Source organism: Xylophilus sp. Leaf220 (genome assembly GCF_001421705.1).
Taxonomy (GTDB): Bacteria; Pseudomonadota; Gammaproteobacteria; order Burkholderiales; family Burkholderiaceae_C; genus Xylophilus.
Genome location: NZ_LMKO01000002.1, coordinates 22,402 through 38,367, shown reverse-complemented (window position 1 = coordinate 38,367; position 15,966 = coordinate 22,402). Strand labels below are relative to the sequence as shown.

The window sequence follows — 15,966 nt, the reverse complement described above, 5'->3', positions numbered from 1 at the left end:
TCTTGTCCAAGACCGCGTGCGCGGGTGGTCTTGGAGAAGGCGGCTCCGGACTACCGATGGGCGTTGCTGCAGGCACCCCGGGGTGCGGCGCAAGCCGGTTTCGGCGGGGGCGGATGACGATTTTATGAATCCGGGCCGGAAGCGAAACCGGATTACCCTGTAATTTCATGCAAACAAAGCATGGGGTTATGCGCGCGATGACGATGGCCGGACGGCAAAAAGCCGCGTCGAGCGCGGCTTTCGGGAGGGGGACGCGGGCGTCGCCCGCGCAGACCGATGCGGGCCGGCCCGCCGCCCGGTCAGGCCATGTAGATCGCGATGAAGGCCAGCAGGAACATCAGCACGCCGCCGACGATGGGCAGCACGATCGGCATCAGGTGCACCACCTGCTCGACCGCGTCCTTCTCGTGCTCGGCCGCGATGTGCGCGCGCGGATCGTGGGAGTTGTCCGGCTCGGGCGTGTTGGTGGCGGCATTGACGGGTAGGGGCATGGGGCTTCCTTCGGGAGGTGCATCGGTGCAGCGGCCGATTTTAGCGGCCGGATGCCCCTGCGCGGCGGTTCGCCGTCTGGGGGATTTCACGCCCCCATCGACACCCGCAGCACCTCGTCGCCGTAGGCCTCGAGCTTCTTGGCGCCGATGCCGGTGATGCCGTGCAGGTCGTCCTGCGAGCGTGGCGCCCGCTCGGCGATGGCGGCCAGGGTCGCGTCGTGGAAGATCACGTAGGCCGGCAGGTTGTGCTCGCGCGCCACCTCGGCGCGCCAGGCCTTCAGCGCCGCGAAGCGCGTCTGGCCGTCCGCGTCGAGCGCGGCGGCGGCGGGCGACGCGGTCTTGCCGGTTCCGCTGCGCTCGCGCCGGGGCTTGCGCTCGGCCGGCGCCGAGATCGACGCGCGCAGCCGCACCGGCACCTCGCCCTTGAGCACCGCCCGGGCGCCGGGCATCAGCTGCAGCGTGTTGTAGGCCTCGGCATCGACATGCAGCGCGCCGGTCGCGATCAGCTGGCGCAGCACGCCGCGCAGCTGCGCCTCGCTGAAGTCCGATCCGCGGCCGAAGGTCGAGAGCCCGTCGTGGCCGTGCTGCTTGGTCTTGTCGGTCTCCTTGCCGCGCACGATGTCCATGATGTGGCCGGCGCCGAAGCCGATGCCCTGCTGCTTGCGGATCCAGTAGATGGTCGAGAGCAGTATCTGCGCCGCCTCGGTGCCGTCCCACAGTTCGGGCGGGTTCAGGCAGTTGTCGCAGTTGCCGCACGTGTACTTGGGAGCCCCCCGGCTTGCCACTTCGTGTGCTTCGCCACCCCCAGAGGGGGAGACACGGCCGCCTTGGAGCGGTCCTGCGGCGCCGTACGCCTCGCCGAAGTACGACAGCAGCCGCACCCGCCGGCAGTCGGTCGCCTCGGCCAGGGCCAGCAGCGCTTCCAGCTTGCCGACCAGCGCCTGCTTGAACTGCTCGCCCGCCGGGCTCTCGTCGATCATGCGGCGCTGGTTCACCACGTCCTGCAGGCCGTAGGCCATCCAGGCGTCGGCCGGGGCACCGTCGCGGCCGGCGCGGCCGGTCTCCTGGTAGTAGCCCTCGATGTTCTTCGGCATGTCCACGTGGCCGACGAAGCGCACGTCGGGCTTGTCGATGCCCATGCCGAAGGCGATGGTGGCCACCATCACGATGCCTTCCTCGCGCAGGAAGCGGTCCTGGTGCTTCTGCCGCACCTTCGCGTCCAGGCCCGCGTGGTAGGGCAGGGCGTTGATGCCGGCGGCCGACAGCGTGGCGGCCAGGTCCTCGACGCGCTTCCTGGACTGGCAATAGACCACACCCGCATCGCCCGGGTGCTCCCGCTCGATGAAGCGCAGCAGCTGGGTGGTGGCGTCCTTCTTCTCGACGATCTGGTAGCGGATGTTGGGCCGGTCGAAGCTGCTGACGAACTGGCCCGCGTCTTGCAGCTGCAGCCGCTCGACGATGTCGGCCCGGGTCAGCGCGTCGGCGGTGGCGGTGAGCGCGATGCGCGGCACGCCGGCATAGCGCTCGTGCAGGATCGACAGCGCCCGGTACTCGGGCCGGAAATCGTGGCCCCACTGGCTCACGCAGTGCGCCTCGTCGATCGCGAACAGCGCCAGCTGGCCGCCCTGCAGCAGGCCGTCGAGCAGCTCCAGGAAGCGCGGCGTCGTCAGCCGCTCGGGCGCCGCATAGAGCAAAGTGATCTCGCCGCGCGACATGCGGCGCTCGACCTCCAGCGTCTCCTGCCAGTCGAGCGTCGAGTTGAGGAAGGCCGCGTCCACGCCCGCCTCGTGCAGCGCGCCCACCTGGTCGTGCATCAGCGCGATCAGCGGCGAGACGACGATGGTGATGCCGTGCCCCGCCCGCTGCCGCGCGATCGCCGGAATCTGGTAGCAGAGCGACTTGCCGCCGCCGGTCGGCATCAGCACCAGCGCGTCGCCGCCGGCGGTGACGTGCTCGACGATGTCCGCCTGGGGCCCGCGGAACCGGTCGTATCCGAAAACCTCGTGAAGGATGTGCAGCGGATCGGCGGAGAGAGAGTCTGGCATGGCGCGTTTTCGGGTGAGCCCCCGATTTTGCGGCCATTGCGGTCTGGCACGTGTCGTGCTTGTCTAGTCAACCTGGGCAGGGCCGGGGAGATGCGCACGGAGAGCGTGCCGTTTTCGGGCCTTTCGGGTGCCATCCGGCCCGTGGAATGCACCGGCACGGTTGCGGGTTAGCCTGTATGTACAGGTCTGGTGCATTCCCGACAATCGGCGCCTGCCCGGTCTCCGGTTCCCGGCGGCCGCCCGCGGGCGGACCACCCCGTTTTTCTTCAATCGCAAAGAGGTAGATCGATGAGCAAGCGTTCCATGGTCAAGTTGGCGGTCCGCACGGCGGCCGGCGTGTGCGCGGCAGCGCTGGCGTTCGGCTCGGCAGCGCAGGACACGAAGATCGTGCTGGGCATGTCGGGCTGGACCGGCTTCGCGCCGCTCACGCTCGCCGACAAGGCCGGCATCTTCAAGAAGAACGGCCTCGACGTGGAGATCAAGATGATCCCGCAGAAGGACCGCCACCTGGCGCTGGCCTCGGGCGCGATCCAGTGCGCCGCCACCACCGTCGAGACGCACGTCGCCTGGAACGCCAACGGCGTGCCGATCGTGCAGATCTTCCAGATGGACAAGTCCTACGGCGCCGACGGCATCGCGGTGCGCGGCGACGTCAAGAACTTCGCCGACCTGAAGGGCAAGACCATCGGCGTCGACGCGCCCGGCACCGCGCCCTACTTCGGCCTGGCCTGGATGCTCGGCAAGAACGGCATGACGCTCAAGGACGTGAAGACCGTCACCATGACGCCCCAGGCCGCGGCCCAGGCCTTCGTGGCCGGCCAGAACGACGCCGCCATGACCTACGAGCCCTATCTCTCCACCGTGCGCGACAACCCGGCCGCCGGCAAGATCCTGGCGACCACGCTCGACTACCCGATGGTGATGGACACGGTGGGCTGCGCGCCCGAGTGGCTCAAGGCCAACCCGAAGGCGGCGCAGTCGCTGGCCGATTCCTACTTCCAGGCCCTCGACATGATCAAGGCCGACCCGGCCAAGTCCAACGAGATCATGGGCGCGGCGGTCAAGCAGTCGGGCGAGCAGTTCGCCAAGTCGTCGGCCTACCTGCGCTGGCAGGACAAGGCGGCCAACCAGAAGTTCTTCGCCGGCGAGCTGACCGCCTTCATGCAGGAAGCCCAGAAGATCCTGCTCGACGCCGGCGTGATCCGCAAGGCGCCGGCCGACCTGGCCGTGACCTTCGACGACCGCTTCATCAAGTAATCCGCCGCCCATGTCCGCCCTGCCCGCTGCCGCCGCGTCCGTCGCACCCGTCCCCTCCGCCGCCTCGCCCGGGGCCGCCGCACCCGCGGCGCTGCCGCCCATCGCCGCGCCGGTCTCCGCGCGCCGGCGCCGGGCGCTGGCGCCGCTGGAGCCGGTCGGCGGCACCGCGCGCTGGATGCTGGGCCTGGGCTTCTTCGTGCTGTTCGTGGCGGTGTGGGCGTTCTTCACCCTGGGCGGCTTCGTGCCGCCCACCTTCCTGGCCAGTCCGGTGACGATGGTGCGCGAAGGCTGGCTGCTGTTCACCGAATACAACTTCATCCACGACATCGGCATGACCGTCTGGCGGGTGGTGGGCGGCTTCGCCCTGGCCAGCGTGCTGGCGGTGCCGCTGGGCATCGCGATGGGCGCGTACAAGGGCGTCGAGGCCTTCTTCGAGCCCTTCGTGTCGTTCTGCCGCTACCTGCCGGCCTCGGCCTTCATCCCGCTGCTGATCCTGTGGGCCGGCATCGGCGAGACGCAGAAGCTGCTGGTGATCTTCATCGGCTCCTTCTTCCAGGTGGTGCTGATGGTGGCCGTCACCGTCGGCAGCGCCCGCCGCGACCTGGTCGAGGCCGCCTACACCCTGGGCGCCGGCGACCGCGGCGTGATCGCCCGGGTGCTGATCCCGGGCGCGGCGCCCGGCATCGCCGAGACGCTGCGCCTGGTGCTGGGCTGGGCCTGGACCTACGTGATCGTGGCCGAGCTGATCGGCTCGTCCTCGGGCATCGGCCACATGATCACCGACAGCCAGGCGCTGCTCAACACCGGGCAGATCATCTTCGGCATCATCGTGATCGGCATCATCGGGCTGGTGTCCGACTTCGCCTTCAAGGCGGCCAACCGCCGCCTCTTCGCCTGGAGCACGCTGTGAGCGACCATCTTTCCGTGCGCGGCGTATCGCGCATCTTCCAGGGCACCAAGGGCCAGAGCACCCAGGCGCTGCTGCCGGTCGATTTCGAGGTGCGCGAGAACGACTTCGTCACCATCCTCGGCCCCTCAGGCTGCGGCAAGTCGACCCTGCTGCGCATCGTCGCCGGGCTCGACTACCCGACCACCGGCCAGGTGATGCTCGACGGCCGCCAGGTCGAGGGGCCGGGCGCCGACCGCGGCGTGGTGTTCCAGAGCTACACCCTGTTCCCCTGGCTCACCATCGCGCAGAACATCCGCTTCGGCCTGCGCGAGCGCGGCCTGCCCGAGGCGCAGCAGAAGGAGCGCGCCGACTACTTCATCGCCAAGGTGGGGCTGCGCGGCTTCGAGAACCACTTTCCCAAGCAGCTCTCGGGCGGCATGCAGCAGCGCACCGCCATCGCCCGGGCGCTGGCCAACGACCCCAAGATCCTGCTGCTCGACGAGCCCTTCGGCGCGCTCGACAACCAGACCCGGGTGCTGATGCAGGAGCTGCTGCTGGGCATCTGGGAGTCGGCGCGCAAGACGGTGCTCTTCGTCACCCACGACATCGACGAGGCGATCTTCATGGCCAACCGGGTCGCGGTGTTCAGCGCCCGGCCGGGCCGCATCAAGACCGAGCTGGCGGTGGATTTCCCACATCCGCGCCACTACACGATCAAGACCTCGCCCGAGTTCATGGACCTGAAGGCGCGCCTCACCGAAGAGATCCGCGCCGAATCCCTGGCCGCGGCGCACTGACCACCGCGCATCCGCCTCTCCACCGATCTCCGCATGACCGCCCGCAACGCCCTCCCCGTGCCCAAGAACGGCGCGCCCCCGCCGCAGACGCCCGCCGTCGGCGCGGTGCCTGCCGCCAACGACGGGCCCGGCGCACTCGCGCTCTACCAGCAGGTCAAGGATTTCATCTCGCGCAAGATCCAGGACGGCAGCTGGCCCGCCGGCACCCGGCTGCCGTCCGAGCACGAGCTGGTCGCACAGTTCGGCATGTCGCGCATGACGGTCAACCGCGCGCTGCGCGAGCTGGCCGGCCAGGGCCGGGTGGTGCGGGTGCCGGGCGTCGGCAGCTTCGTGGCCGAGGACAAGCCCCAGTCGACCCTGCTGCAGATCGCCAACCTGGCCGACGACGTGCACCACCGCGGCCACGACTACGCCTGCAAGGTGCTGTTGGTCGAGCGGGTGTCGGCCTCGATGGAGACGGCGGCGCTCTTCGGCCTGCGCACCGGGGAGTCGGTGTTCCGCGCCGTCTGCGTGCACCTGGAGAACGGCCTGCCGGTGCAGCTGGAAGACCGCTTCGTCAACCCGCGGGTCTCGCCCGATTTCATCCACCAGGATTTCTCGCGCCAGCAGCCGTCGGAGTACCTGGTGCGCACCGCGCCCTACGACGAGATGGAGCACGTGGTCGATGCGGTGATGCCCACCGCCGAGCAGGCGCTGCAGCTCGAGATGCCCACCGCCGAGCCCTGCCTGCTGCTGACCCGCCGCACCTGGATGCAGGGCGTGCCGGTGACCTTCGCCCGCTTCCTGCACCCTGCCAGCCGCTACCGGCTGGGCAGCCGCTTCCGCACCGACGGCAACGCCCGCTGAGCGGCTGCGCTCGGCAACCGACCGGTTTTCATTTCCATCAACCTGTATAGACATGCACATGCTTACTCCCGACGCCGCCCCCGCCCACCCGGTGCCCGTGCCGGGCGACGGCGTGCTGATGCTCGACCCGGGCCGGGTGGTGCTCGCCCAACTGCGCCGCATCCACACCGGCGGCGTATCGCTGCAACTGCATGCCGATGCCCGGCAGGCCCTGCGCGCCGCGCAGTCCGCGGTGCAGCGCATCGTCGATGGCGGCGAGGTGGTCTACGGCATCAACACCGGCTTCGGCAAGCTGGCCAGCACCCGGATCCCGCGCGAACGGCTGGCCGAGCTGCAGCGCAACCTGGTGCTGTCGCACAGCGTGGGCACCGGCCAGCCGCTGCCCGCCGCGGTGGTGCGGCTGGTGCTGGCGACCAAGGCGGTGAGCCTGGCCCGCGGCCACTCGGGCGTGCGGCCCGAGATCGTCGACGCGCTGCTGGCGCTGGCCAACGCCGGCCTGCTGCCGCGCATCCCCGCCAAGGGCTCGGTGGGCGCATCGGGCGACCTGGCGCCGCTGGCCCACCTGGCCTGCGTGCTGATCGGCGAGGGCGAGGCCTCGACGCCCGAGGGCACGGTGATCCCCGGCGCCGAGGCGATGCGCCGCGCCGGCTTCGCGCCCTTCGTGCTCGGCCCCAAGGAGGGACTGGCGCTGCTCAACGGCACCCAGGTCTCGACCGCGCTGGCGCTGGCCGGGCTGTTCCAGGCGGAGAACGTCTTCGCCGCGGGCCTGGTGGCCGGCGCGCTGTCGCTGGAGGCGATCCAGGGCTCGATCAAGCCGTTCGACGCCCGCATCCACGCGGCGCGCGGCCAGCCCGGGCAGATCGACGTGGCCGCCGCGGTGCGCGCACTGCTCAACGGTAGCGAGATCGTGCCCTCGCATCCCGACTGCGGCCGGGTGCAGGACCCGTACTCGATCCGCTGCGTGCCGCAGGTGATGGGCGCCTGCCTCGACAACATCCGCCATGCCGCCCGGGTGCTGCAGACCGAGGCCAACGCCGCCTCCGACAACCCGCTGGTCTTCTCCGGCGCCGGCGGCGATGAAGGCGACGACGAGGTGATCTCCGGCGGCAACTTCCACGCCGAGCCGGTGGCCTTCGCCGCCGACATCCTGGCCCTGGCCATCGCCGAGATCGGCGCGATCTCCGAGCGCCGGCTGGCGCTGCTGCTCGACTCGGGCCTGTCGGGCCTGCCGCCCTTCCTGGTGCGCGACGGCGGCGTCAACTCGGGCTTCATGATCGCGCAGGTCACCGCGGCCGCGCTGGCGTCGGAGAACAAGTCGCTCGCCCATCCGGCCAGCGTCGACAGCCTGCCCACCTCGGCCAACCAGGAGGACCATGTCTCGATGGCCACCTTCGGCGCCCGGCGCCTGGCCGAGATGGCCGACAACACCGCGGTGGTCGTCGGCATCGAGGCGATGGGCGCGGCGCAGGGCATCGAACTGAAGCGCAGCCCAGGCGGCCTGCGCAGTTCGCCGCTGCTCGAAGCCACCTTCGCCGACCTGCGCAGCCGCGTCGCCTTCCTGGACCAGGACCGCTTCCTCGCGCCCGACGTCGAGGCGATGCGCCTCTGGGCCGGCCGCACCACCTGGCCCGACGCGCTGCTGCGCCTGCTGCCGAGCCATGCCGATGCATCCGCCGCAACGCCCGCCGCCACCGCCTGACACCCCGCACCTCAGCCCCCAATTCTTCGACCGCCCTTCTTCGGAGCCCCGACCATGAACGCACCCGACGCCTTCACCGCCACCACCGACACCGCACCTGCCGTACCGGCCGCGCCGGCCGACACCCGCTGGGCCGACCGGGTCGTCCGCGCGCCGCGCGGCAGCACCCTGTCGTGCAAGAGCTGGCTGACCGAGGCCGCCTACCGGATGATCCAGAACAACCTCGACCCCGAGGTCGCCGAGAACCCGCAGTCGCTGGTGGTCTACGGCGGCATCGGCCGGGCCGCGCGCAACTGGGAGTGCTTCGACCAGATCCTCGCCTCGCTGCGCGAACTGGAGGACGACGAATCGCTGCTGGTGCAGTCGGGCAAGCCGGTGGGCGTGTTCAAGACCCATCCGAACGCGCCGCGGGTGCTGATCGCCAACTCCAACCTGGTGCCCAAGTGGGCGAACTGGGAGCACTTCCACGAACTCGACCGCAAGGGCCTGTTCATGTACGGCCAGATGACCGCCGGCAGCTGGATCTACATCGGCGCGCAGGGCATCGTGCAGGGCACCTTCGAGACCTTCGTCGAGGCCGGCCGCCAGCACTACGGCAACGATCTCGCCGGCCGCTGGATCCTCACCGGCGGCCTGGGCGGCATGGGTGGTGCCCAGCCGCTGGCCGGCGTGCTGGCCGGCGCCTGCGTGCTGGCGATCGAGTGCCAGCAGAGCAGCATCGACTTCCGGCTGCGCACCCGCTACGTCGACAAGCAGGCCAAGGACCTGGACGACGCCCTGGCCCTGATCGCCCACCACACCGCGAAGAAGGAGGCCGTCTCGATCGCCCTGCTGGGCAACGCGGCCGAGGTGCTGCCGGTGCTGCTGGAGCGTGTGCGCGCCGGTGCGGTGCGGCCCGACCTGGTGACCGACCAGACTTCGGCCCACGACCTGGTCCACGGCTACCTGCCGGCCGGCTGGTCGGTGGCCGAGTGGAAGGCCGCGCAGCAGGACCCGGCCCAGCATCCGCGCCTGGTGGCGGCCGCCGCCGCCTCGTGCGCCACGCACGTGCAGGCGATGCTCGACTTCCAGGCGCTGGGCATTCCCACGGTGGACTACGGCAACAACATCCGCCAGGTGGCGTTCGACCAGGGCGTGCAGAACGCGTTCGACTTCCCCGGCTTCGTGCCCGCCTACATCCGGCCGATGTTCTGCGAGGGCAAGGGCCCGTTCCGCTGGGTGGCGCTCTCGGGCGATCCGGAGGACATCTACAAGACCGACGCCAAGATCAAGGAGCTGTTCCCGGACAACCACCACACCCACCGCTGGCTCGACATGGCCCGCGAGCGGATCGCCTTCCAGGGCCTGCCGGCGCGCATCTGCTGGCTGGGCCTGGGCGAGCGCGACAAGGCCGGCCTGGCCTTCAACGAGATGGTGAAGAACGGCGAGCTGAAGGGACCGATCGTCATCGGCCGCGACCACCTCGACACCGGCTCGGTCGCCAGCCCCAACCGCGAGACCGAAGGCATGCAGGACGGCACCGACGCGGTTTCCGACTGGCCGCTGCTCAACGCGCTGCTCAACACCGCCGGCGGCGCCACCTGGGTCAGCCTGCACCACGGCGGCGGCGTCGGCATGGGCTACTCGCAGCACGCCGGCATGGTGATCGTGGCCGACGGCACCGACGCCGCAGCCGAGCGGCTGGCGCGGGTGCTGGTCAACGACAGCGGCTCCGGCGTGATGCGCCATGCCGATGCGGGTTATCCGGTGGCGGTCGAGACGGCCCGGCGCCAGGGCCTCACACTGCCGATGGTGGCGGCCACCGTGGCAGCCCGCAAGGAATGAGCATGCAGGAAATCCATCTCCACTACCTCAACCACCCCGACGTCCAGGCCCTGGCGATGACGGACGCCGAGATCGTCGCCGCAGTCGAGCGCGGCCTGCTGGCCCAGGGCCGCGGCGAAACCACGATCGAGCCGCGGATGCACCTGGTGCCCGAGAAGGACTATCCCGGCCACTTCAACGTGCTACGCGGCTACATCCGCCCGATGGGCGTGGCCGGCGTGAAGGTGGTCGGCGACTTCTACCGCAACTACGAGCGCGGCCTGCCTTCCGAGCTGGCGGTGCTCAACCTGTTCGATCCCAAGACCGGCGTGCCGGTGGCGATCATCGACGCCTCGGACATCACCGACATGCGCACCGGCGCGATCACCGCCATCGGCGCCAAGCACCTGGCGCGGAAGGATTCGAAGATCCTCGGCCACATCGGCGCGCGCGGCACCTCGTACTGGAACGTGCGGCTGCTGCATGCCATCTTCCAGTTCGACGAAATCCGGGTGCACTCGCGCCGTCCCGAAAGCCGCAACGCCTTCGCCGAGACGCTGGAGCGCGACCTGGGCATGAAGATCGTCGTGACCGAGGACTGGGAGTCCTGCGTGCGCGGCGCCGACATCGTGGTCGAGGCCTCGCGCCTGGAGAAGCCCGAGCCGATGCTCAGGACCGAGTGGATCAAGAAGGGCGCCTGCGTCATTCCCTACGGCACCATGAGCGCGGTGGAGCTGTCGCTCACCGACATCATGGACAAGATGGTGATGGACGACTGGGGCCAGGCCAAGGCCGGCCCCTTCGGCGCGCTGCGGGCCCATGTCGACAGCGGCCGCCTGTCCGAGACCACGCTGCATGCCGAGCTGGGCCAGATCGTGGCCGGCCTGAAGCCGGGCCGCGAATCGGACGACGAGACCAACCTCTTCTGGCACCGCGGCCTGTCGCTGTCGGACATCGCGCTCGGCGTGGCGATGCTGGAAAAGGCGCAGGCGATGGGCCTGGGCCAGCGGCTGCGCTTCCGCTGAGCCTCGACGCAGCTTCGGCCATGCCCCTGCCCGTCGCCAACGCGCGGATGTACTCCGCCACCCCCGGATGCCGTGCCGACTGGAAGGCGCTGCTGGGCTGGGTGCTGGCGCGCGCCGGGCTGCCGTGGCAGGTGATCGACCACGACCCGCCCGCGCCGCTTTCGGCCCTGTGGGCGCGCGACGACCTGGGCCTGGCGCTGATGTGCGGCCTGCCGTTCGCCCGCCACCTTCCGCGGCCGCTGCTGGTCGCCGCGCCGGTGCCGTCGCCGGCCCGCTACGGCGGCCTGCCGCGCTACTGCAGCGACATCGTCGTGCGGTCCGACAGCGGGCATCGCCGCATCGAAGACACCTTCGGCGGCACGGTGGGCTACACCGTCGCCGATTCGCTCTCGGGCGGGGTGGCGCTGCGCGACTTCCTTTCGCCGTACCGCGCCGCGCACGGCGGCCGCCTGTACCGCGGCGCTGTCGGCGGCCTGGTCCATGCGCGCGGCGTGATCGACGCACTGGCGGCAGGCCGGATCGACGTCGGCGCGCTCGACAGCTACTACCACGACCTGCTGCGGCTGCATGCGCCCGTGCTCGCCGCCCGGGTGCGCACCGTGGCGCAGACCGCGTGGCGGCCGATACCGCCGCTGGTGGCCACCGCCGCCCTCGACGAGGCGGCGAGGGCCGCTCTGCGCGCGGCCCTCGCGGCCGCCGGCGGCGCGGCCGAACTGGCGCCGCTCAGGGAACGCTTGTTGCTTGCCGGGTTCGCGGTGCCCGGCCCTTGCGACTACGCACCGCTGGCCGCGCTCGCCGGCCTGCCCACCCCCGCTTTCGAGGATCTCTGATGAAACGCTTCCTGATGGCCGCCCTGCTCGCGGCCGCTCCCTTCGCGGCCTCGGCCCAGGCCGCCGCGCACACGGTCCACGTCGTGGTGCCCTTCCCGCCGGGCGGGCCGGTCGACGTGCTGGGCCGGGTGCTGGCGCAGGACTTCGGCGAGGCCACCGGCCAGACCTTCGTCGTCGAGAACAAGGCCGGCGCCGCCGGCAACATCGGCACCGACGCCGTCGCCAAGGCCGCGCCCGACGGCGCCACGCTCGGCATCATCCCGGCCGGCAACATCGCGGTGAACCCTTCGCTGTTCCCGGCGCTGCCCTACAAGGCCTCCGAGCTGGCCCCGGTCGCGATGCTGGCCACGGTGGAGAACGTGCTGGTGGTGAACCCGGCGGTGCCCGCCCGCAGCGTGCAGGAACTGCTGGCCCTGGCCGCCGCGAAGCCCGAGAGCGTCAGCTTCGCCTCGCCCGGCGCCGGCAGCCAGGCGCACCTGGCCGGCGAATTGATGGCCCTGTCGGGCAAGGTCCGGATGCTGCACGTGCCCTACAAGGGCATCGGCCCGGCGCTCAACGACCTGATGGGCGGCCAGGTGACGATGATGTTCGGCCAGATGTCGTCGGTGCTGCCGCTGATCCGCTCGGGCAAGCTGCGCGCCGTCGGCGTGGCCAGCGCCCAGCGTTCGGCGCTGCTCCCCGACGTGCCCACCGTCGCCGAGCAGGGCCTGCCGAAGTTCGAGGCCGTGTCCTGGTACGCGCTGATGGTGCCCGCCGCCACGCCCGCCGCCACGGTGGAGCGGCTGCACGCCGCCAGCGCCCGGATGCTGGCCAAACCGGCGATCCGCGAGAAGTTCGCCGCGATGGGCATGGAGCCCGGCAAGGGCACGCCGCAGGAGCTGGCCGCCACCATCCAGTCCGAGACGGTGCGCTGGGGCGAGGTGATCCGCGCACGCAACATCAAGGCCGACTGATGGCCGCGCCGCGCCTGCACCGCTTCGATACCGCCACCCTGCCGGTCACGCCGTGGAAGAACGGCGGCGGCACCACCCGCGAGGTCGCCTGCCACCCGGCGGGCGCGGGCGCCGACGGGTTCGACTGGCGGGTGAGCATCGCCACCATCGCCGCGGGCGGGCCGTTCTCGGAGTTCGGCGGCAAGCGCCGGGTGATCATGCTGCTGGCGGGCGACGGCGTGCGGCTGCAGGCGCAGGGCTTCGACCACCGGCTGGCGGCGCAGTACGCGCCCTTCGAATTCGCGGGCGACGCGGCGGTGCAGTGCACGCTGCTGGGCGGCCCCTCGACCGACTTCAACCTGATGTTCGACCCGGCGCGCTGCACCGCATCGCTGCAGGTGCTGGACGCGGCGCAGGCACTGCCGGCCTCCCGCGGCGGCGTGGTGCTGGCCCTGCGCGGCGGCTGGGCGTGCGCGGCGGGCGAGGGCGGCGGTACCGCCACGGTGCTGGAGGAGGGCGAGGGACTGTGGTGGACCGGCGAGCATCCCGCGTTCTCCGTAGAGCCCATGGGCGGCGGCGGCGGTGGCGCGCGGCTGGCGGTCGTCCTGTGCGATCCCGCGGGAGATTCTTGAGCCAAAAAGGCCTGTAGCCGGCGACTGGCGCCGGCCTCCAGATATCAATTCGATAGCAAACAGCCCATGACCCCCTCCCTTTCCCCGCAGCGCAAACATCCCTCGGCCGACGGCCTGTGGACCGGCCTGCGCCTGGCCCCCGGCGCCGCCCCCGGCGCCGACCTGACCGACGGCGCCACCGCCGCGTTGGCGGTGCGCGGCGGCACGGTGCTGTGGGTGGGCGATGCGTCCGCCGTGCCGGCCGGGATCGCCGCCGCCTGCGCGGGCCTGCCGGTGCACGACGGCGGCGGCGCGCTCGCCACGCCGGGCCTGGTCGATTGCCACACCCACCTGGTCTACGGCGGCCAGCGCGCCAACGAGTTCGCGATGCGGCTGGCCGGCGCCAGCTACGAGGAAGTGGCCGCGGCCGGCGGGGGCATCGTGGCGTCGGTACGCGCCACCCGCGCGGCCGACGAGGACACGCTCTTCGCCCAGGCCGCCGCGCGGCTGGAGCCACTGCTGGCCGAGGGCGTCTGCGCGATCGAGATCAAGTCGGGCTACGGCCTGTCGCTGGAGCACGAGCGCAAGCAGCTGCGCGTGGCCCGCCGGCTGGGCGAGGCCTACGGCGTCACCGTGCGCACCAGCTTCCTCGGCGCCCATGCGCTGCCGCCCGAGTACGCCGGCCGCAGCCAGGACTACATCGACCTGGTGTGCCACGAGATGCTGCCCGCGCTGGCGGCCGAAGGGCTGGTCGACGCGGTCGACGTGTTCTGCGAGCGCATCGCCTTCACCCTGGCCGAGACCGAGCAGGTGTTCCGCGCTGCGCAGGCCCTGGGCCTGCCGGTCAAGCTGCATGCCGAGCAGCTCTCGGACATGGGTGGCGCGGCGCTGGCGGCGCGCTACGGCGCGCTGTCGTGCGACCACGTCGAGCATCTCTCGGCCGAGGGCATCGGCGCGATGCGCGCGGCCGGCACGGTGGCGGTGCTGCTGCCCGGCGCCTACTACACGCTGCGCGACACCCACCTGCCGCCGGTCGCGGCGCTGCGTGCGGCCGGCGTGCCGATGGCCGTCTCCACCGACCACAACCCGGGCACCTCGCCCGCGCTCAGCCTGCTGCTGATGGTCAACATGGCCTGCACCCTGTTCCGCCTGACGGTGCCCGAGGCGCTGGCCGGCGTCACCCTGCACGCGGCCCGCGCGCTGGGCCTGCAGGACACCCACGGCAGCATCGGCGCGGGCCGGCCCGCCGACTTCGTGCTGTGGAACCTGCAGGAGCCGGCCGAGCTGGCCTACTGGTTCGGCCAGCGCCCGGTGCGCACCGTGGTGCGGCAGGGCCGCATCGCCGTGGGAGCCGCCGCATGAACCGCACCCTGTTCGCCGCCGATGCGCTGCTGCCCGCGGGCTGGGCGAAGGACGTGCTGCTGGCCTGGGACGACGCGGGCCGCTTCACCCGCGTCGCGCCCGGCGCATCGCCGCCGGCCGGCACGCCGGTGGCCGCCGGCCCGGTGCTGCCCGGCATGCCCAACCTGCACTCCCACGCCTTCCAGCGCGGCTTCGCCGGCCTCACCGAGCACCGCTCGGCCGAGCAGGACAGCTTCTGGAGCTGGCGCACCCTGATGTACCGCTTCGCCGCGCGCCTGGGCCCCGAGCAGATGGAGGCGATCGCCACATGGCTCTATGCCGAGATGCTGGAGGCGGGCTACACCAGCGTCTGCGAGTTCCAGTACGTGCACCACGGCGCCGACGGCCGCGCCTATGCAGACGACGCCACGCTCAGCTGCGCGCTGCTGCGCGCCGCGCAGGCCGCCGGCATCGGCTTCACCCTGCTGCCGGTGCTCTACCAGACCAGCGGCTTCGGCAGCCGGCCGCCCACCGACGGCCAGCGCCGCTTCGTCCGCGCCACCGACAGCATGCTGCGACTGCTGGAGGCGCTCGGCCCCGCCTGCGCCGGGCAGGGCGCGCGGCTGGGCCTGGCGCCGCATTCGCTGCGGGCGGTGCCGCCCGACGGGCTGCAGGCGGTGCTGGCCGGACTCGATGCGCTCGACCCCGCTGCGCCCATCCACATCCACATCGCCGAGCAGACGCAGGAGGTCGACGACTGCATCGCCTGGAGCGGCCAGCGCCCGGTGGCGTGGCTGCTCGACCATGCGCCGGTCGATGCCCGCTGGTGCCTGGTGCACGCCACCCACATGGACGATGCCGAGTACGCCGCGGCCGCCCACAGCGGCGCGGTGGCCGGCCTGTGCCCCACCACCGAGGCCAACCTGGGCGACGGCATCTTCGACCTGCCGCGCTGGCGCGACCACGGCGGCGCCTGGGGCGTCGGCTCCGACAGCCATGCCTGCGTGAACGCGGCCGAAGAGCTGCTGATGCTCGAATACAGCCAGCGCCTGGGCCGGCGCCAGCGCAACGTCGGCGCCAGCGCCGCGCAGCCCCATGTGGCCACCGCGCTCACGCTGCAGGCGGTGCAGGGCGGCGCGCAGGCGGCCGGCCGTGCCATCGGTGGCCTGGCGGTGGGCCAGCAGGCCGACCTGGTGGTGCTCGATGCCGCGCGGCCCGCGCTGCAGGGCCTGCCGGCGCCCGACATGCTCTCGGCCCACGTCTTCGCCAGCCACCGCAGCTCGGCCATCGACAGCGTCCGGGTGGCGGGCCGCGTCCGCGTCTCCGGCGGCCGGCACCCCCTGCACCACGGCGCCGCGGCCGCTTTCGTCGCCGCGCGCACCCAACTTCTTCAGGACTGA

Annotated in this window: 14 protein-coding genes; 12 read left to right on the top strand and 2 right to left on the bottom strand. The window is 71.7% G+C overall.

What is annotated here, in order from left to right:
• Positions 1–299 precede the first annotated feature (299 nt).
• Complete coding sequence (locus ASE76_RS05080) at positions 300–491, bottom strand: hypothetical protein (protein ID WP_055835787.1); 192 nt, start codon at positions 489–491, stop codon at positions 300–302.
• A gap of 86 nt (positions 492–577) precedes the next feature.
• Complete coding sequence (locus ASE76_RS05075; protein WP_055835784.1) at positions 578–2,536, bottom strand: RecQ family ATP-dependent DNA helicase; 1,959 nt, start codon at positions 2,534–2,536, stop codon at positions 578–580.
• Between the two features lie 288 nt (positions 2,537–2,824).
• Here ASE76_RS05075 and ASE76_RS05070 point away from each other — a divergent pair, with 288 nt between their 5' ends.
• The 12 genes from ASE76_RS05070 (at position 2,825) to ASE76_RS05015 (ending at position 15,966) form a co-directional block, all read left to right on the top strand.
• Complete coding sequence (locus ASE76_RS05070) at positions 2,825–3,793, top strand: ABC transporter substrate-binding protein (protein WP_055835781.1); 969 nt, start codon at positions 2,825–2,827, stop codon at positions 3,791–3,793.
• Positions 3,794–3,803: 10 nt separating this feature from the next.
• Positions 3,804–4,703 (top strand): ABC transporter permease, encoded by a 900-nt coding sequence (locus tag ASE76_RS05065; RefSeq protein WP_082448018.1) that lies wholly within the window; start codon positions 3,804–3,806, stop codon positions 4,701–4,703.
• Entirely contained in the window at positions 4,700–5,479 is a 780-nt protein-coding gene (locus tag ASE76_RS05060) for an ABC transporter ATP-binding protein (protein WP_055835779.1), read from the top strand. The genes ASE76_RS05065 and ASE76_RS05060 overlap by 4 nt, the downstream gene beginning before the upstream one ends.
• A 33-nt stretch (positions 5,480–5,512) precedes the next feature.
• Positions 5,513–6,325, top strand: a complete 813-nt coding sequence (gene hutC / locus ASE76_RS05055) for a histidine utilization repressor (RefSeq protein WP_082448016.1) — start codon at positions 5,513–5,515, stop codon at positions 6,323–6,325.
• Positions 6,326–6,383: 58 nt separating this feature from the next.
• Positions 6,384–8,024: a histidine ammonia-lyase gene (hutH, locus tag ASE76_RS05050; protein ID WP_055836182.1), complete on the top strand. Its 1,641-nt coding sequence runs from the start codon at positions 6,384–6,386 to the stop codon at positions 8,022–8,024.
• A 54-nt stretch (positions 8,025–8,078) separates the two neighbouring features.
• Positions 8,079–9,848 carry a urocanate hydratase gene (gene hutU, locus ASE76_RS05045; RefSeq protein ID WP_055835776.1) on the top strand — a complete coding sequence of 590 codons (1,770 nt, stop codon included), beginning with the start codon at positions 8,079–8,081 and terminating at the stop codon, positions 9,846–9,848.
• Positions 9,849–9,850: 2 nt separating this feature from the next.
• On the top strand, positions 9,851–10,852 hold the full coding sequence (locus tag ASE76_RS05040) for an ornithine cyclodeaminase family protein (protein WP_055836179.1): 1,002 nt from the start codon (positions 9,851–9,853) through the stop codon (positions 10,850–10,852).
• A gap of 20 nt (positions 10,853–10,872) precedes the next feature.
• Positions 10,873–11,682: a phosphate/phosphite/phosphonate ABC transporter substrate-binding protein gene (locus tag ASE76_RS05035; RefSeq protein ID WP_055835773.1), complete on the top strand. Its 810-nt coding sequence runs from the start codon at positions 10,873–10,875 to the stop codon at positions 11,680–11,682.
• A complete protein-coding gene (locus tag ASE76_RS05030) occupies positions 11,682–12,635 on the top strand; it encodes a tripartite tricarboxylate transporter substrate binding protein (RefSeq protein ID WP_055835771.1) in 954 nt (317 codons plus the stop codon). The genes ASE76_RS05035 and ASE76_RS05030 overlap by 1 nt, the downstream gene beginning before the upstream one ends.
• Positions 12,635–13,246: a HutD family protein gene (locus tag ASE76_RS05025; protein ID WP_055835768.1), complete on the top strand. Its 612-nt coding sequence runs from the start codon at positions 12,635–12,637 to the stop codon at positions 13,244–13,246. Before ASE76_RS05030 ends, ASE76_RS05025 begins: the two co-directional genes overlap by 1 nt.
• Positions 13,247–13,312: 66 nt before the next feature.
• Positions 13,313–14,587, top strand: a complete 1,275-nt coding sequence (hutI, locus tag ASE76_RS05020; RefSeq protein ID WP_055835765.1) for an imidazolonepropionase — start codon at positions 13,313–13,315, stop codon at positions 14,585–14,587.
• Positions 14,584–15,966: a formimidoylglutamate deiminase gene (locus ASE76_RS05015; protein WP_055835762.1), complete on the top strand. Its 1,383-nt coding sequence runs from the start codon at positions 14,584–14,586 to the stop codon at positions 15,964–15,966. Before hutI ends, ASE76_RS05015 begins: the two co-directional genes overlap by 4 nt.